Annotated in this window: 21 protein-coding genes; 2 read left to right on the top strand and 19 right to left on the bottom strand. The window is 31.8% G+C overall.

The genetic code is table 11. From position 1 onward, the window contains the following. Positions 1-37: 37 nt before the first annotated feature. The 4 genes from BN1075_RS17730 to BN1075_RS17745 all read right to left on the bottom strand — a co-directional run bounded on the left by BN1075_RS17730 (position 38) and on the right by BN1075_RS17745 (position 2,930). On the bottom strand, positions 38-652 hold the full coding sequence (locus tag BN1075_RS17730; protein WP_040194630.1) for a PH domain-containing protein: 615 nt from the start codon (positions 650-652) through the stop codon (positions 38-40). Between the two features lie 482 nt (positions 653-1,134). After that, positions 1,135-1,704: a flavodoxin domain-containing protein gene (locus BN1075_RS17735; protein WP_052406631.1), complete on the bottom strand. Its 570-nt coding sequence runs from the start codon at positions 1,702-1,704 to the stop codon at positions 1,135-1,137. Between the two features lie 27 nt (positions 1,705-1,731). Beyond that, a complete protein-coding gene (locus tag BN1075_RS17740) occupies positions 1,732-1,944 on the bottom strand; it encodes a hypothetical protein (RefSeq protein ID WP_040194632.1) in 213 nt (70 codons plus the stop codon). Between the two features lie 44 nt (positions 1,945-1,988). Next, positions 1,989-2,930 (bottom strand): ADP-ribosylglycohydrolase family protein, encoded by a 942-nt coding sequence (locus BN1075_RS17745; RefSeq protein WP_197072340.1) that lies wholly within the window; start codon positions 2,928-2,930, stop codon positions 1,989-1,991. Between the two features lie 272 nt (positions 2,931-3,202). Between BN1075_RS17745 and BN1075_RS17750 the strand changes: the two genes are divergently transcribed. Continuing rightward, positions 3,203-3,457, top strand: coding sequence for an Ig-like domain-containing protein (locus BN1075_RS17750; RefSeq protein WP_040194633.1), 255 nt, complete (start codon positions 3,203-3,205; stop codon positions 3,455-3,457). A gap of 13 nt (positions 3,458-3,470) precedes the next feature. Continuing rightward, entirely contained in the window at positions 3,471-3,659 is a 189-nt protein-coding gene (locus BN1075_RS17755; protein WP_040194635.1) for a hypothetical protein, read from the top strand. A 56-nt stretch (positions 3,660-3,715) separates the two neighbouring features. Here BN1075_RS17755 and BN1075_RS17760 read toward each other — a convergent pair whose 3' ends face one another. From BN1075_RS17760 to BN1075_RS17830, 15 genes are all read right to left on the bottom strand, one after another. Beyond that, the gene (locus BN1075_RS17760; protein ID WP_040194636.1) at positions 3,716-4,516 is read right to left on the bottom strand and encodes an ABC transporter permease subunit; all 801 of its coding nucleotides are present in this window, start codon (positions 4,514-4,516) and stop codon (positions 3,716-3,718) included. Next, a complete protein-coding gene (locus BN1075_RS17765) occupies positions 4,516-5,271 on the bottom strand; it encodes an ABC transporter ATP-binding protein (protein WP_081911652.1) in 756 nt (251 codons plus the stop codon). The genes BN1075_RS17760 and BN1075_RS17765 overlap by 1 nt, the downstream gene beginning before the upstream one ends. Before the next feature lie 95 nt (positions 5,272-5,366). Next, positions 5,367-7,073 (bottom strand): recombinase family protein, encoded by a 1,707-nt coding sequence (locus BN1075_RS17770; protein WP_040194637.1) that lies wholly within the window; start codon positions 7,071-7,073, stop codon positions 5,367-5,369. Positions 7,074-7,136: 63 nt separating this feature from the next. Then, positions 7,137-7,472 (bottom strand): DUF6870 family protein, encoded by a 336-nt coding sequence (locus BN1075_RS17775; RefSeq protein WP_148315541.1) that lies wholly within the window; start codon positions 7,470-7,472, stop codon positions 7,137-7,139. 307 nt (positions 7,473-7,779) lie between these two features. After that, a complete protein-coding gene (locus BN1075_RS17780) occupies positions 7,780-8,019 on the bottom strand; it encodes a helix-turn-helix domain-containing protein (RefSeq protein WP_040194640.1) in 240 nt (79 codons plus the stop codon). Beyond that, on the bottom strand, positions 8,020-8,442 hold the full coding sequence (locus BN1075_RS17785) for a sigma factor-like helix-turn-helix DNA-binding protein (RefSeq protein ID WP_040194641.1): 423 nt from the start codon (positions 8,440-8,442) through the stop codon (positions 8,020-8,022). 262 nt (positions 8,443-8,704) lie between these two features. Next, entirely contained in the window at positions 8,705-8,944 is a 240-nt protein-coding gene (locus tag BN1075_RS17790) for a hypothetical protein (RefSeq protein WP_040194643.1), read from the bottom strand. Between the two features lie 1,173 nt (positions 8,945-10,117). Beyond that, on the bottom strand, positions 10,118-10,789 hold the full coding sequence (locus BN1075_RS17795) for a hypothetical protein (protein ID WP_040194644.1): 672 nt from the start codon (positions 10,787-10,789) through the stop codon (positions 10,118-10,120). Between the two features lie 10 nt (positions 10,790-10,799). Further along, the gene (locus tag BN1075_RS17800) at positions 10,800-11,624 is read right to left on the bottom strand and encodes a BsaA family SipW-dependent biofilm matrix protein (RefSeq protein WP_040194645.1); all 825 of its coding nucleotides are present in this window, start codon (positions 11,622-11,624) and stop codon (positions 10,800-10,802) included. Then, on the bottom strand, positions 11,614-12,108 hold the full coding sequence (locus BN1075_RS17805; protein WP_235777834.1) for a signal peptidase I: 495 nt from the start codon (positions 12,106-12,108) through the stop codon (positions 11,614-11,616). The genes BN1075_RS17800 and BN1075_RS17805 overlap by 11 nt, the downstream gene beginning before the upstream one ends. A gap of 48 nt (positions 12,109-12,156) precedes the next feature. Then, on the bottom strand, positions 12,157-12,945 hold the full coding sequence (locus tag BN1075_RS17810; RefSeq protein WP_040194647.1) for a BsaA family SipW-dependent biofilm matrix protein: 789 nt from the start codon (positions 12,943-12,945) through the stop codon (positions 12,157-12,159). 66 nt (positions 12,946-13,011) lie between these two features. Next, complete coding sequence (locus tag BN1075_RS17815; RefSeq protein WP_040194648.1) at positions 13,012-13,644, bottom strand: BsaA family SipW-dependent biofilm matrix protein; 633 nt, start codon at positions 13,642-13,644, stop codon at positions 13,012-13,014. Beyond that, positions 13,635-14,267 carry a BsaA family SipW-dependent biofilm matrix protein gene (locus BN1075_RS17820; RefSeq protein WP_040194649.1) on the bottom strand — a complete coding sequence of 211 codons (633 nt, stop codon included), beginning with the start codon at positions 14,265-14,267 and terminating at the stop codon, positions 13,635-13,637. Before BN1075_RS17820 ends, BN1075_RS17815 begins: the two co-directional genes overlap by 10 nt. A gap of 17 nt (positions 14,268-14,284) precedes the next feature. Continuing rightward, entirely contained in the window at positions 14,285-17,095 is a 2,811-nt protein-coding gene (locus tag BN1075_RS22000; protein ID WP_040194651.1) for a prealbumin-like fold domain-containing protein, read from the bottom strand. Positions 17,096-17,311: 216 nt separating this feature from the next. Next, complete coding sequence (locus BN1075_RS17830) at positions 17,312-17,932, bottom strand: recombinase family protein (protein ID WP_040194653.1); 621 nt, start codon at positions 17,930-17,932, stop codon at positions 17,312-17,314. Between the last annotated feature and the right edge of the window lie 690 nt (positions 17,933-18,622).

An 18,622-nucleotide genomic window follows, 5' to 3' on the forward strand; every position in this document is an offset into this window, starting at 1 on the left:
GCACCGATTAATTTCAGCGCACTGTTTATTTTTAAAACTAGTTATTTATATATTTTTCAAATACATAGCCAAAATCTTTTACAACATATTTTTTTATTGATTCAAGCTGCCAATTAAAAGCATAATTATTGATTTTCTCAAAGTTCTCTTCAATTGCTACACCCTCTAGTTTTGCACCATCTAAAACTGCGGTTGCAGTTTCAAGACTTCTTCTGCTAAACTCTAAGCAGCTATTGTTATGACGTGAAATTTGTCCAATTCTAATTAAGGTCTTATATAAATCCTTAAGCTGTTCAATTTGTTTTTTATCTACATCAATAGAAAGATTAGCTTGACCTATAGAAAACTTAATTTCAGCATCTAAATCTACTGTTCCAGCAGTTTCTAAAAATACGTTGCTAATTGGATTTTCATAGTAATCATATCTTCTCAAAGTTTTCTTTGAGCTAATTGCCGTTGTTCCATCAACATGGATTAAAGCTAAGTTAGTAAAACAGTATTCATCCGTTCTTGATTTGATGAGAAAATATATTTTTTCATCGTCCTCATGCATTACATAATCATCAGCCTCAACCTTATTATAATCACTAGGTGAAAGAATTTTACCAATATCACTTATGCCTAACGCTTCTGCTGCAAACTTTTTCAACATAAATCATCACTCCTTTTTCTCATTATACCAATACATTATATTTGCAACAATATTCATTTCATCCATTTTATCTTTTCCATATATCTTTTTTTAATAATAATTAATTGTTCTAAAACACTAAAAAACATACATAATAATTATTAATCACATATAATCATATAATAATAGATTATATGATCATAAATTCACTCTATTAGCAAATTAATTAATACGTACTTATATGGAGGTGCTTTTGTGACCTTAAAAACCGAAAGAAACTGTTGGTTAGTTGGCAGCTTTATTTTCATTTTATCCTTTGCATATTATTTTAAAAACAAATCTCATATTTGCTGGTTTCAACTAGCTGTGGCCATTTTATTTTATCTAAACGGTTACTTACGCAATTCAAAATTAAAAAAACAGAAAAAATGAACTCATAGAAAACTTACAACAAACAAATAATTTAATGTTAGTTTTCTATGAGTTATAAATCCTTTTAAGTATTATTTGCTTATATCTGTAAAATTAAGTACTTTCTCTTTATCCATATGGATTGCCGTATTTACATCTTTCGCAAACTTATTTATTCTACTTAACGAAATAGTGTTTATTTTTTCTTTTCCATTTAAAAGATTTTTAACACCTTTTTTAGCCGATTCATTTCTTCCCATCATTTTAATAATAGTTCTTTCAAAAAAGTTCATTTTTTTAAAATCAAATACTCCGCCAAAAGACTTAATTGCACATGCATGATCTAATAGCTCCCCAGGAAAAGTTGCCCAAAAGTATGATTCCACTGATGCTGCATCAAACCCCATACAAGAAAGATATAGTCCTAAGGGTTTCTTACATAATTCATCACATTTCTCCAAACCAAAAGCTCTTAACTCTGCTTGAGAATTTCCAGCATATATTGAACCACCAAGAATTACTTTATCGTACTTGGATATTTCAACATTCTTTGCTTCCTTTAAATTAACTAAATCACATTCTCCATTTAATTCCTCTGCAAGCTTCTTTGCACAAGCTTCAGCTGCACCATACCTTGTAGTATATGCTATAAGTATTTTCATTTATTATCCCCCTAATTGTATAAAGTCCTATTTAATTTTATCTAAAAATTTATATTCTCCTTGAACTTGCATCTGCTCTAGTAAATTGTTATATAAAGTCTTCAACGTTTCAGGCTCTGTCACCCCAATTGTCTCTAATTCAGAGCTATGATTTTTAAAATACACCTTTGAACTCATATATTTTCCATGAAGGCTGTCTAAAATATGAAGTGCTTCTTCCTCATTTAAATTAATTATCATATTATCACCTCAAAGATATATTCTATAAACCTTTTTATTATCCTTTAATTAAACGATTCTTTTTCCTTTAATTTTACAATAAATGCATCACTCAGTTTTAAAATATCATTTTTTCTTGCAACTGCATTAATCCATTCTACTGGAATTTTATTATATCCGTAAAATATCCCTGCCAAGCCACCTGCAATACAAGCTAAGCTATCTGTATCATCGCCTAGATTTACAGCTTTTAAGACACATTCTTTATATGAAGTTGTTGTTATAAAACACCATAAAGCTGCCTCTAAACTATGAATAACATATCCTGAAGAATATATATCCTCCATTCTATAAGAACTTATGTCTCCATTTTGGATTCGCCTAAAGGCTTCTTTTCTATAACCTCTTCCCCTTATTTTTTGAATCCTGCTATAAGCTTGACGCTTGCCCAGCCCTTCTAAAAGCCCTATGGCATATTCTACGTATAGATAACAGGCAAAAATACTTATTCCATTGCTATGGGTTATAGATGAAACTTTTGCTACTATCTCTTCTCGCTTTTCCTGTTCAGTATTATATAAGTAAAAAGCCAAGGGCAGAATTCTCATTAAAGAGCCATTTCCATTATCATATTCACCATCCAGTCCTGATTCCAAGGCACTTCTTCCATTTTGCATGGAAATAATACTACTAAAGGTTGTTCTTCCAACATCAAAAACTTCACCATAAGGCGTCCAATAAGCATCTTCCAACCATCTGCAAAACTTTCTTCCTAAATCCTCATAATCAATACCGTTGAGTAGGCTTTCAATTGTACATAAAATCATACTACTATCATCTGACCAAGTCCCTTTAGGCTGATTGTAAGTACCATATTCCCTCATATCGTCAACCAGATTTTCCATTAGTTCTTTTCTAGAAGTAAACTCTACTGGAACCCCTAATGCATCTCCTACAATAGCACCCATTATCCCACCAATAATTTGATTTTTATTCATGGCTTTCATTTCTATTCCCCCACTTGAATATATTTTTATTTTTTGAAATCCCAACTGAGAGTAAATTACAAAGTTCTATACCATATTTTACCACATTCGATTTCAATTTTAAATCTTTTTATATAAAAGTTAACTTAACCGTAACTCATCCACCTGGAACCCCAGGTAGAGAATTCGAATATGAACTTGCAATGAAGAAAAGAACGCTAAAGACTTGACAATTATCAAAGAAAGATCTGAAGAAAACTCAGCCTCATGGCAGAGTAAAGTTGCTGGTAAATATGATAACTGTCACTAATAAATATGAAAAATTCAGTGATAGCTGTATCATTAATGTTAAAGCTTCCGAAGTACCTCCTACAAAGCCTGAAACTAAGGAAATCATCTTAAACAAAAATAACACAAAATTAAATGTTGGTGATAATATAACTATTAAAGCTTCTGGTAAACCAACCGATGCTGAAATGTCTGAAATTGTATGGTCATCTTCTGATAAAAAGGTAGCTACATGTTGTTACAGCTATAGGCTCTGGTAAAGCTAAGATTACTGTGAAATCTAAGGATGGTAAGTTATCTGACACTTGTAATATAACAGTTTCTAAAAAAGATAATGATACAAGCCTTCCTCAAACTTGTGCTATAGCTGGTAGCAGTTTATTAGGAACTGCTGGATTAATGACTCTAGGCGTTAGCTCTTTAATACTAATCGGAAAGAAAAAAGAACAAGATAATGAATAATTAAAATAATCCCAGAAGGCATAACACCTTCTGGGATTATTTTAATTCGAGATATTTTAAATAAACAAATCCTTTTGCTTAAACCTTATTACACCTAAAATAAATAGCACTGCTGCCATAACAGCCATAGTCACATTTAAGCTTAAAACGCCGCTGATTCCTTCAACTATTTTATCTCCTGGGAATAAAGTAAATATAGTGCAATATTTTAAATCCTTAAACTTTTCTCCTGCATTAGATATCATTTGAATTAAGTAAAAAAGTATTGGAAGACCTGCACCCACAGCAAAGAACCCCTTGGATTCATCAAAAAAGCAGGCTGCCAAAAATCCTATACTACTTATTAGCATATGAAGTAAAAATGCACTTAAATTAAGCTGAAGATATCTTCCTATATCCAAATCTCCTGGAAACATTATGGCACATGATAAAAGTCCTATACCTGTAATTAGAGTAATAAGTAATGCCACACTTAATATTAAAGAAGTTAGCTGCGTAATAATAATTTTTACTCTTGTATTCGGAGTTGATAAAAGACATGCCATTGACCCATTATCCACATACTTCATTACAAATTTATTAATTAAAATAATTTCGAACACCATTGGTATTACAAGCATTATAAAGCCATAAAGATAAGTATTTATAAATGCTAGTAAGGTTCCTGTTGAACCAGTCATTCCCACTGCTGCCATTATTCCCGGCATCATTTCTTGATATTGAGTCAACATTTCTGCCATGGCTGGATCAAACATATAAATAATCATAGTGGTATACATGGTTAATATAGCTATAAAAATAATTCCAATCTTTGCTGTATAAAGCATATTTCTTTTAAATAAGGGTAAAGAAATCATTATTTTTCACCTCCATAGAAATGTAAAAATATTTCTTCAATGGTTTCTCTCTTAACATCTAAATCTTTTATTTTGTACTTAGTAACTGTACTTAAAAATTTAACTATGTCACCTTGAACTGCAACTGTTACATTTTTACCAAGAACCTCAATTATCTTAATTGAAGGGTTCTCTTCATTAAATCTTAAAAGTTCCTTTTCAGATTCAAATTCTAAAGTATAAAACTTTCTCTTCTTAGCTTTTAAAGATTCCATATTTTCTATAGCTGCTATTTTTCCCTCCTTAATAATGGCAGTTCTGTCACAGGTACGCTCCACTTCCTCAAAGATATGGGAAGACATAAATATGGTTTTACCCTTACTCTTCTCTTCTAAAATAAGTTCAACAAATCGATTTTGCATCAATGGATCTAAACCGCTGGTAGGTTCATCTAAAATAATAATGTCTGGGCTTCCCATAAAAGCACAAATAATTCCTATTTTCTGTTTCATACCCTTTGACATTTTCTTAATCTTTCCTCTTGGGTCAAGTTCAAAAATATTCATGAGCTCATTCATCCTAGTCTTATCTTTAATGCCCTTCATAGATGCAATAAAATCCAACATTTGTTTTCCTGATAAATCTTCAAGAAAGGTTATCTCTCCAGGTAAATATCCAAGATTCTCCTGGATCTTAGCTGCATCATTATAACAATCCATACCATCTATGAAACATTCACCCTTTATTGGTCTAATAAATCCAAGTAAATTTCTGATGGTAGTTGTTTTTCCAGCTCCATTGGAAAGATAATTATATAGATAACACTGTTAGACAGTCTTTGTAGATTTGTTATAAGATAAAGAACTTATATTCATTCTTCTTTTTCAGATGTGATTCTGTTACTTTCTATAAATTCCAGCATTCTTTGATGTTGATCTTCAAAATTAAATTTAACCATAATCTTATTATTTTCATAAACATATATTGTATCTATCAACTCAATCAAGATTCCACGATTTAATTCTTTTATATTTTCATACTTTAAAAATCTCTTTAAATATGGGTCGTTACTTCCAACCCCTTTTGAAGCAATATCCACTTCAAGTTTTAAATTAGCAATTACCTCTTCTATTTCTCTAGCTTTAGATTCAAACTTAGATTTCATTCTAGCATATTCGCTTCTGCTTATATCTCCACATTTCCAATCCATATATAAACCGTCTATCACATTAACCATTTTTTCCAACTCTTTCTCTTTACCTTTCAACTGCTTTTCAAAATGTAAAGATTTGTTACTAACAGCTGGCTGTTGATTGATTTTCTCGATAATCTTTGCCATATTTCCTATAAGAGATATTTGCATTTGTATTGCCTTCAAAACCGCTTCTGTCAAACCTTCAATACTAATTCTATGTCTACTGCACATACTCCTACTTTTAAAAGAATTAGTGCTACATACATAATATACATAAGTCTTGACCGTACCATCTGCCATTTTCTTACGGTTAGTTTTTTTTGTCATACTTCTACCGCAATCTACGCAACGTAAAAATCCTGAAAACAAATAAACTTTCTTTTGCTTTGGAGCTGTACGAGTATCTCGCTTTGATAATGACTGAGCTTTTTCAAAGAGTTCACGACTAATAATTGGTTCATGTGTATTTTCTACAATAAACCATTCATCTTCTGGTGTAGATATTGATTTATGCACTTTATAGCTAATAATACGCTGTTTTCCTTGCACCATATCTCCAACATACATTCTATTTTTTAAAATCGTGCATATTGTTGTAATACTCCACATACCATCATTTTTAGCTTGCTGTGGTGTTTTAATATTCAATCCTTTACTGTGCTTATAATCAATTGGGGTAAGTATTCCTAGTTCATTCAAATGCTTCACAATACCTATTTTACTCATCCCACCTTCTACATACCAATGATAAATATTTCGAATGACCTCAGCTGCTTCTTCGTCAATAATAAGGGCATTTTTATTTTCTGGGTCTTTCTTATATCCATAAGGAGCAAAAGCACCAATAAATTCGCCATTACGACGTTTCATATTAAATGTACGTCTTACATCATTGGAAGTTCTAGCCGCATATCGGTCATTCATAAGCCCTGTAATTGGTACATCCATACCATCTGTAATAGATTCTGGATTTTTATACGTATCAAATGATGGACTTCCTAAACATATGAACCTTGTTTTATAAAGTGGAAAAAACTCTTCTAGATAATATCCTTGGTCTGCATAGTTTCTAAATGTCCTTGCTAGTGTCTTACAAATAATACAATTAACCAGTCCTAATTTTACGTCATCAATCATTCGTAAAAAAGATATACGGCTATCATCTGTTGTCCCACTTATTCCGTCATCAACATAAACATCAACAAGGGTATATTCATCTTCAAAGAACTTTTCCAAATATTCTTGGATAATTTTTTTCTGATTTGTAACACTCAAACTTTCGTCATTTCCATCATCTTTAGATAAACGTATATAAACTGCAACCCTCCACACAACTCGCTCATTCTTGCTTCTTTTACTTTCTACTTTTCTAATTCTTGGCATATATCCTCCTATCTAGAAAAGCCTTATATCACAAAAACATTTTACCATATTTACCTTTTTATTTCAGCAATTTTTTAGACTTCGAAAATACTCTATAAGACAAGAAGCGAGCGATTTCCCATTTTCTGAAAACTTCAATTCTACAGTTATATTACCACACTTAAAACAATAAGGATTACCTATTGTTTCAAAATATCTATTCATAGATTCTTCTGAATCAAATGATAATTTTTTTATACTCTCAGAAAGATTAGAAATATATTCGGGAGACATTTCCTTTATTTCTTTATCTATATTCATAAATATTCCTCCTTCATAAATTTGCTGTCTAACACTATTTCTCTTAGATAAGCAAACAGACGGCTTTGGAAGCTCCATTAGTATCTCAACTATTCCCATTCTTATGGGTAACCGCACTATGCGGACGTATCATTATCCTGTAATACAGTTCATGGCAAAACGACTTTCCAAAGGTCGCTCTAGAATCACTATATGAATCGCTCACTTCTAAAAAAGGTCATGGCGCACAGTATCCAGCGGCTCACTGTATCACAAACGTATCTGTCTGCTTTATTCAATTTTCAAAGAACACTAGGCTTATCAGCCTATGAAAAACTATTGAAATAAATAGACTTTCATAGATTGACAATTCATCAAATCGGGACAAGAAAGAGTAAGATATTCAAATCATGTCCCGATATAGTAACTATTTAATCTTCAATTCAAAGTCATATATCATCTGCAACAACGCTTCTCTAATACGACCTTTCAATTCTATATCTACCGCCATATAAACATTTCCACACGAGTCAAGCAGAGGTCTTAAACTAGCTTTTGATATATACGCATCATAGAACTGTAATAATTTATGTAGAGCTTTCTCATCGCCATCTACAGCCAAAGAAATTAAATGATAGCTAGGACATTTTTCTACATCTTTAACCATCTATTTATCCTCCTGTAATATTTCCTTCATTAATTTTAATGCTGCCATCCTACGCTTAAAAATACCATTTCTTGTAACATCCATCAGTTTCGCAATTGTACTGTCTGGATATTCTTCAAAATAAGATAGTAATAATACATTTCTTTTTATTTCTGGAAGTTTTTTTAATGCTTCAGCAAGCTCTCCTTCTTGTACTGAAACAGGAATGCCACAAGCACTAAAAATAATTTTTTCAATCATTTCATAATTATCTTCTATAGAGAATCCTCCAATTATAATATCTGAAATTTCTGAAAAAGGAGTTTCATGTTTTGCCCTTCGCCCTAATTCTTTTTCATAATTTTTAACTGTACAATAAATTACTCTTTTTACTAATGTATCAAATTGTAAACGTATTGCTGTTTCAAAAGAAGCTGGTTTCATAATCACACCTCCTTTCTATCACTAGCGAAATCGGTATCCCCTCTTTTCGCACCAATACTCAACAGCAAAGTAGAATTTGAATACAAATTTTAAATTTTTTTCTTTTAAAATAAAAAAGTCCGCACAAAACTGCTTGTACGAACTTTTTTATTATATATTTATTTTTTATCTCCTATATTCATTTATTTTAATATACTATTCTTTAATTTACTTGCTGCACAAATACCTCTTTTTAATACTTATACTAATTTACAGTACAATTTTAAAATTTTATTTTGGATTTTTTTAAAATATACTTTGCCGTTATATATATATATTCTTCTGGAGTTGGTATTTTATTTCCAAAGCATTTTTTAAATTCTGCTTGTACGTCTGGATCATGGCTTTCTTTCATTGCATAAATGTTTTGCTGAAACTGTTCCCGATATTCTGATAATGATATACCTCGAGCCTTCGCTCCAGCCTTCAATATAGCTTTTGCATCTCTTTTAGAACCTATCATTTTCACACCTCTCTTTCTTTTAAATTAAATTTCAGCTATTATAATCAATAAATTTTCAATTATATTCTTTATATAAATTGCATACATGAAATTTTCACAAAACATTAATTTACATTATCTCAATTATTTATTTCATTAAAATTTAATTTTATATCTAGCACATTAAATATAGTAACAAATATTAAAGAATTGTTCTTAAAAATATGAATGTAGACATACAATTTTCTATATTCCCTTAATATACTTCCCATATATTCGCTCCTAATAATCTTGATATATTATATATAATAAAGCACTTCTAAATTTACTTATACTAAATTTTTATGAATCATTTATCACTTGATGGGAGTATTATTAAGAATAGATTAATAAAAAATATATTTCGTACTTTATAGAAAATCAAAATAATCGAAGATGATAGAACTCAAATATTTCTAAAATACAAATACACTACAACCTCAGTAAAAATACTTAATATTTCTAATTAAAATCTATGTATTAAATTATAAAAATCATATAATTTCAATATGAACGGTAATATTTTCTTATATATTGATAAAGTTAAAGTAAATATACATATTCATTAAAATAAATTTCACTAAAATCTAATCCTCCATCAACATTTGAATGGAAAAATAACTTAATTTATTGTTAAAAATTTAACTTTTGTTTATGGAGTAAATAATTTTAGGAAAAATTTACTAGACTTATTTAGAAAACTTTTTCATTGAATAAAAAAATATTTTAAATTAGTTACAAGCCTAAAATAATATTGACAATTTATAATGTTAGTAAGCTCATTTGTCCATAATAAAATTATATTTTTATAGTGAATTGAATACTAAAAAATCACATTTTTTTATCTATGAAGAAAACCCGTACAAAAATAAATTATTGTACGAGCTTTTCTTTTTTACTTTTACCATATTTCTATCCATTATAGCATTTTGTAGATACAGATTCTTTACTATTCAACTGTTCTCGAAAAGCAGACTTTTAAACTTTTCAATCTCTGTATCAAAATACGTATCTTTTGTAATACTGTTCAGTGTTTTTCTGATGCATTCTTTATCTTTGTAGTAAAGAATATCTTAGATATAGTTCATTCAAAAAAGATTTCTCATTTCTTCAAAAATATTTTTAAAGCTCTTTTCTTTTTCTATTTGTATTTCTCTAGTTTTTCTTTTTGTAACAAAAAACATTAACTGCTCCAAGAGCTGTTAGAGAACTTATCATCATAAGTATCCACAAGAATATATTACTATTATCTCTAGTTTTAGGTGGTTTGATTTCTATTACTGGTGTATCTTTATTAGAATCTAATTCTTCTTTGACTACAAATCTCCAGTCAATTTCTGTCAAAAGCTCTTGATATTCCAAACCAATACTTCCATCTAAAGTCAAATTAACAACTATTTCTGATTCATTTGATGGTGTATACTTACCAAGGAATATGAAATTCTGTAAATCGATAGTTCCAGATTCACCTGTAGCATTTCCTTTGTATATTTGCTTTCCATCCTGTGTAATACTCATAGCTATCTTTTCTAAAAGTTCATCCTTTAACTTACTCTGCCCTAAAGGAACTACTTGAAAATAAAGATCATACGTCTTTTTTGAACCATTTTCTATCAACAATTTATCCTGATAAGATTCTCCTGGCACCATATTGGTAAAACTCATGAACCAATTTCCATTTGATCCTTTGTCGGGATTCCATACCATCTCTCCATTCTTTTGTTCAAAATAGAGTTTTTTTTCTTTAGAATCTGCATGGGCAGGGATGACATTCCCAAAAAGAATTACGAACAGTAATAACATTATCCATATTTTTTGTTTTTTCATATCATCCCTCCTATTTCATAATTTCATTCTGTGCAAAATATTCTACAATATCTTTCGCATTCTCTTCATTGCCAAATACAGCCTTTATCGCATTTGATGTAGCCTGTACTGTATCAGCATTCACAAGCATAGTGTAATGTGCATTCTCATAGCCATATGTAGTATTTTTAATTTCCTGTGTTACCTTATTATCAGAACTGTCATACCATACTTTTTCACCTTTGATTTCAGGCTCAATGTCAGGATGCATTGTCACAGCATCTACAAGACGAGGTGTTTCTTTTCCCGGAGGGATATTTCCTATGTAGTAAAAGTAAAGGTTTCCTTCTGAATCTATCTTATCTGTAAGTAGAAGCCATTTTCCTCTTGCTTCCTTGATCGTATTCACGATAGGAATCCCAAGTTCAATATCTGATTGTTTTCCATCAGATAGCAGAACGACATCTTTACCCCATGTCACCACAGAAGCATAATCCGAACCATTTGTTGTATCAAATGTAAGAGGAATATTCTCTCCCTTTAGTGGAGAGATCGGATTTCCATTGCTATCATAGACGTTTTCTCTGCGTATCCATTCCTGATGAATAGTGGCCCTTGCAAATACCGGAATCGTTCCTTCATTTCGTATAGAAACATCTTTATTTATTTCCTGACCCGGAGTCCAATTTGAAGGTGGATTAAAGTCTTCCACTACTTTTGTATTGTATTTTGCTGTCTTAAATTCATTGCGTACTTGCAGTTCCTGTGTCCAGTAGGCGAATACACCACCAATTAGGCAAAGGCATGGGAAAGCGAATAAAAACAAATTTCTCTTACTAAATACTTTAGTCTTCATGCTTCCTCCTTTGCTTATTATCCAGAATATCCATCAGATAGCTAATAAAAAGTATCGACCCCATTGTGATGATAGTCGCTATGTTGCGTCCATAATTCACGATATAGCCAAGGTAAGGGATAGTGATAGTACTTGTCTTTCCGACTAGATCTGATTCTTTTACAGGATTGATATCCTGTGTCTCGTTATTGTCCCCCTTTGTAATAAGTGTTCTTGACAGTTCATTTTTTTCTTCTACACGGTGTGTCACAAGACTATCTCCAGCTTGAAATGTGATGGCATCTCCGATATTGATTTCATCAAATGTTGCTGAATGATAGTAAGTAAGGCTACCTACATGGTATGAAGGTTCCATACTTCCAGAAAGAACTACTACTGGACGATATCCAAACAGCATAGGTGATGCTATTGCAATATAAATAATTATTACCGTCATGACTATCCATGAAAGAAAATTAAATATTCTTCGTATCATTTTCATCATCCTTTACCAAAATAGGAAGTGCCAATAACAGCACTCCCTATATATAATCTATTGGTCTAAAGACCAGCTTGTACCAGCTATATTTGTTGTACCAAATGCATCTTGAACAGCTGAGCTTGTTGCCTGTACAGTCTGAGCTGTAATTGTTAATTTATAATCAGAATCTGCATATCCCTCTGCACCTTTTACTATCTGAGTCACAGTTCTTGTGTGTTTTGCTCCAGTTGGAACTTCTCCAGTATATTTAACCCATTGAGTTGACTCATCATCCCCAATATTAGTATTATCTGGCTTCACATCAGCAATTGTGTAATATTTAATCTCTTCATATCTACCCATATCTGCATTTTCTAAAAGTGTTACACTGTCAAGGAATTTATCTGTGTTTTCTCCTTTTGCAAGATTTGTTTTGTAGTAGTAGTAACCATCATTTAAGTTGTATATCCACTTATCATCATTCACTAAATTCTTTGCTACAACAGAGTAGTCTCTTTCTGTTAAACCATCATTTGCATTTTCTTGACTCGCGGTATTATTAAGACCTTCCTTAATTACATAAGCATCTCCACCTTTTCTCGTCCATGTTTCATCAAATTTAACACGAACGATAACATCATAGTCACCAGTGTTTTCTACTTGGATGTCTTTGTTTACAGTTTCTCCCGGTTGCCAGTTGTCACCATCTGTTGGATTGAATGTTTCCACAAGTTCTGATGCATATTTATTTGTGTCAAATGGGTTTTCTACTGTCATTGTCTGATTGAAGTAAGCTAATGACCCTCCAACAACTGCTACTGCTGTTAATCCTGTAATTGCAACTAATTTTTTATTCTTCATAATTGTTCCTCCCATTGTTTATAATATTTTTTTGATTTATAAAATAAACTGTTATTTTCAAACAGACTATTTTTTTATCCACGAAACTTCCATTCCACTGATTACTGGATATACATCCCAGTTTTGCAGATTGATACTATCTTTTGAGGTAGATGACTGAATCGCTTCACACTCAATATCCACATCCATACCGGCACCAGAATAGTCAGTTTCGTTTCCGTGAATATCATTGCTGATATTTTTACTTATTGTAACGGATACCAGCGTTTGACTAGTCTTTTCATTTGGATTTAATACTTTCTTGTAGTAGTACCAACCATCATCATGTTGCGCCCATTCACTGGCAAAACTCGCTGCATAATTTAATGTAAATCCATTCAATATATTTGTATCTGTTACTTTAGTTCCATCTGCTAAAGTCAGCTCTGGTGTAAATCTAGCACGAAGAACAACAGGTACGTCTCCCTCATTGCCAAAACTCACTTCTTTTTGCTTTTCCTCTCCTGGAACCCACTTATCATCAACATCGAAGGTTTCATCAAGATATACCTTTGCTTCTCCAGTAGAAAATGGATTCGTTAATGTCATACTACTCTGAAAGAAAGCCATGACAGATAGTATCATCAATAATGAACATACACCAACGAGCAAGAGGATTCTTTTAGATTGTTTCTTCATAAATAACCTCCTTACTTCCATGTAACAGTATTTGAATTATAATTTACAAAAGGTAACTTTCCAAATACCGTCTGTGATGCTTCTGTATTAACTTCATCCCTATTCAACGTAGCATCGCCTGTGCTAGCCTGTAACATTTCTACTTTAAAATATAGAGAGTATTCAGCATCTCCATAATTTTTATATTCAGCCTGTGCATAGTCTGGAAATGTTACACTATTTAGGATTTCTTGTGTACTTTCTCCAGCTTTCAGGATGTAATTGTAGTACAACCACCCATCTCCTCCATCAGACCAGTCGGTATAGAAGTCATTAGTCCAGTTCTTTGTTGCTATATCTGTTTCATTCAGCTTATTGTTTAGAATAACTTTTTCATTGTTTTGATCCTCTTTTTCCCATATCTCCACATAAGCTACTCTTACAAAGACATCCGTTGAACCTGAGTTTTTAAATGACACTTTCTTAGTGACTGTACCATCTGGCTCACTAGGAGTATAATTCTCTATAACATCTGCCTTAATAGTATCTGCTCCCAAATGGTTTGTATGCTGTATGCTTTGATACCATATCGCTAAAGTCGTTCCAATAACGAACATAACCGATAAACCAAGTACTGCCCATAAATTATTTTTTATACTTTTCATGTGTCACCATTCCTTTCTTACTTTCTCTTGAATACATTCATAATTGAATCAAATGCATGAAAGAAAGGATTCCACATATACTTATTGTGTACGATAACAACAATATGGTCTCCAGGAGCAACATGAACATTATTTCCTTGAATCCTAGAGGACTGTTTTCCTTCTCCTTCGACAGTGATATTTACAAACGTATATTCCATTGGAATGATTTCTTCAATGTTCAAAACCGTTGGTTTTGTAACCTCAATATATCCGCTCACTTCTCCATGTTTTAGAATAACTTCCGATGAAATATCTGTGTCAGCTTCGCTGTTTATCTTCACCATAAATTCATCATTTTTCAGGCTTGTACCATAATCACCATAATTGTCTATCATTTTTTTAACTTGTATTGTTCCGACTGGATTATTCTCAAAAACGACCGTAATATCGTTGCCCGGCATTATTTTAATCGAACATCCTTGTTCACTTAAGACTGGCTCGTTTATTTCCGTGCTCGTTTCATTTTTACTAACAGATACCTTTCCGAATCTAATCTTATTATCAACAGAATCAGAAATGACTTCCTGTAATGATAAAGTCCCTCCGTTTTCTGGAACAAGTACATCATACTCCAGGGTTTCAAGATGCGTTATCTTTTCATTTTTATCGAGTAATTCTAACTTTTCCTGTGTTTTTCCGGGTTTTAGATATATATCATCACTTTTAGCTTTCATTGTATAAGACTGTTCTTTTAACTCTGTTGATAAAGAATCGTAATAATTAACAATTTTCTTTATCCTAATTTTTGCACGGTATGGTTTATTTTCTACGCTCCCCCTTTTATAAACAAACAGCTGATTCTTTTTATCTCCTTCCTCATCAACAGGATGTATTATTCCGTGCTCGTTAGACAACGCTTCTGGATTTAAAACTGCTCCTATTACTGCATTCTCTAAAGTTTTTGGAAGTTCTTCATCCATATACTGATTTTGGAATAAACTTTCACTGTCATACAAGATTTCTGTAATACGGTATTCTCCCCATGGAAGATTTCGGAACTTTATCCATCCTTGTGTATCAGTTTTATCTGTAACCGTATACTCAATTTTTTCTGAATAAGAAGTCCCATCCACTAACCTTTCTAACGTGAAAGTAATACCAGCTAACGGAACTTTACTCTGTTCTACTATTTTTTGAAATTCCAAATTGTAGAGAAGTCCTTTTATATATGGTGATTTGAAATGTCCTATATTTTGAGCGGAATTTTCAATCTGGTATATGACCTCTCCACCTTTAATACTATCGTCCTGATTAGATGGACTTTTGTTGGTTTGTACAGCATAATCCTTATTTATGTCATTACTGCTGTCAGCAGACTCTGCACTTATAAACCCTTCATCAAGAACCCTGAGACTAAACGAATAGGTCATTTGATATGCTTCTTGGCGATAATAAGTATATTTTCCATTAGAAAGCTTTCGTAATACACCATACGGAGTAATGTTTCCATTCTCGTCCTTTTCATACGGAAGTAATCCTAAGTCATCCGTTGGCAAAGACCAATAAATTGCGTTACTATTTAACTGGCAGTTTCCACCATCATAATTGAAGGAATCTGTATATACTTCAATATGATTTCCTAACTGATCAATAACTGACTTTGGATAGACACTCTGACGAGAAAACTCATATTTAGAATATACGCTGGAAATATCAACTTCTGCGCTTGAAACACCACTACCGTTATCTTTCAAATTAAATCTATTATTTGCATAAAATGTGTCACCTTCTGGTGCAAGTAATGGATTTCCTATTCCTATTCCTCCATTTGGAACCTCAGGCACATTTGTGTACATGATTATCTCTGCAATTATTATTTTTTTACCATTCTCTATTGCATAATAGCAAAATTGAACAGGCGTTTGATATTCTCCCATAGGCTCTGGTAAGAAGGTGGCACTAGTATGTCCTGTACTAGGCCATGATGGCGGACTTATAGGTTTATTTGAATTACTAACTTTAATAGTATTTAATTCCAAAATTTCTTCCCAACTGATCTGAGGCTCTACATTCAGGTACATTAGGAATTCATTCTCAACATCTGTACTGATAACATTCTTTGTCATGCGAACTGCATTATCTGAAGAATAACTCACATTAGCATTACGGTCAAAATCAGTACTTACATCACCCTTATTATAAGAACCTTTATATGCTCCACTCATAATCTGCCATTCATTTTCCCCACTTCCTGGAATTTTTGGTAGCCGAGAAGAATCAAAATTCTTATTATAAGTTACTTTCTGTTCTGCAGAAAAATAAGCAACGTCCTCAAACATCCGTTCTGTTTCAAAAGCATCCTCTTTTGGCTGTATGACCTTAAATTGATAGTTTTCTGACACTAACACGTTATCTTCCCCATCCAGTAACATAACCGTATAATCCGCATTTGTATCAGTTTCCATTTTTGGAATATAAATGCTGTACTGTTCTTCCCACTCATAATTTCCTTTAAATTCTAAAGAATTCAGTCGTCTCTCCGAAAGTGCTTCTGTATTGAAGGAAGCAATCACAGAATCTGATATCATGGTTTTCAGATGTACCATTTCCTTTGGAATAACATCCAAACCGGAATAGGTTACCTTTACCGTAAAATTTGCCTGTGTCTCTCCTTCGTAGGAATTATCCTCGGATGGTAAAATCTCTACATGATAGGAGGTTTCACTTTCAGTCAGGTCATCTGTTGCCGTGGCATATGTACTTCCCAAAGGAATAGACGATACGATGACTGCCGTCAGTAAAAAGAACATAAGAAACTTTCGGCGAAGGCTTTTTACAATCTTCACATATCTACACTCCTTTCTATATTAAATTTTCATAAAAATAGATTTAAAAATTGGGAGTTATTACTAATGTAAAAAGGTAGACTTTTTTATTGTTATGGAATATAATGAAAAAAAGAAATAGATTATGTAATTTGGGAAATGAAAAAGACAAAATATTACAAAAAAGTAGCCTTTTTAAGGGTTTTCAAAGACAATAAAAAGGTCTACCTTTTTATATCATTTTTTTGACGAGAAATGAATACTTTCGTGTTCTTTCGCCCATCGTGCAAAAGTATGAGGATTTGCATTTAAACGTCTAGATGCTTCGGCTTTTGAAATCTCTCCTGCTTTCCACAAATCAAATACTTTTAAAAATTGCTTTGGAGGTTTTCTCTTCGGTCTGCCTAAATGCTTTCCCTGTGCCTTTGCGATTCGGATACCCTCTGCCTGACGCTGTTTAATATTTTCTCGTTCCACCTGCGCCACATAGGAGAGTATCTGCAATACTAAATCCGAAATAAATCTTCCTGTAATTTCGTTGACTCTGTTTCTAGTATCAAGCAATGGTAAATCTAGTACTACAATGTCCACGTTCTTTTCTTTGACAAGATATCTCCATTGATCAATGATTTCATCATAATTTCTTCCAAGACGATCAATTGACTTTACATATAAGCAGTCTCCATCACGTAGCTTTCGTATCATTTTTCTATAATTTGGACGATTGAAATCTGCTCCAGACTGCTTATCAACAAAGATATTCTGATCAATAATTCCAATATCTTTGAGTGCTGATATCTGTCTGTCTATATTCTGACTGTTGCTTGATACTCTTGCGTATCCATAATTCTTATTCATCTGTCACCACACCTCCTGAAATAACTATTATTTCATGAAAAGATATAGATATTCCATCGGTAATTTCTGGTATGTACACGATTCTTTTTCTTTATAAAACAAAAAAATATAAATATCATCATACTTAATATATAAGCTATTTGCCTTAAGCTATTGATAAGTTAATCGATAGCTTTTTATTTATATGATAAAATAAAAAGGCAGAAAGCAACTTCTTAACTAAAAAACTGTTGCGCTTTCTGCTTTTTTATAGCAATGATAAATAGACACAATCAAAAAGAGAAATGTTACTATTGGATATTCTATATCTTTTATCTTTACTTAAATTATTTCTTTATATATATTATTACTTGACTCTATTAAATCTTTTTATTTTTACCTATTGATTCTGTCCACCATCTATCTTTTATCATAAATAAGTGTCCTATTGTTGCTTCTATTATACTATTTTTCGTTCTAATGCTACAACTTTTATAAGTGCTATTTTAATGATTTTTTATTTTTACTAAAGTATTTCCTACTAATTAACCATTTTTAACGCAACTATACATTTTCTAACAATTCATAAAATAATATTTTATATAGAAAGTAAATTGATCACTAAAAAATTTCAACAAGAATTTTGTTTTTTATCTCAAAAAATTGTTATAATCTATGATGAAATATGTTTTACTAAAATAGAATACATAA

The organism is Clostridium culturomicium (genome assembly GCF_000821305.1).
Classification (GTDB): Bacteria; Bacillota; Clostridia; order Clostridiales; family Clostridiaceae; genus Clostridium_J; species Clostridium_J culturomicium.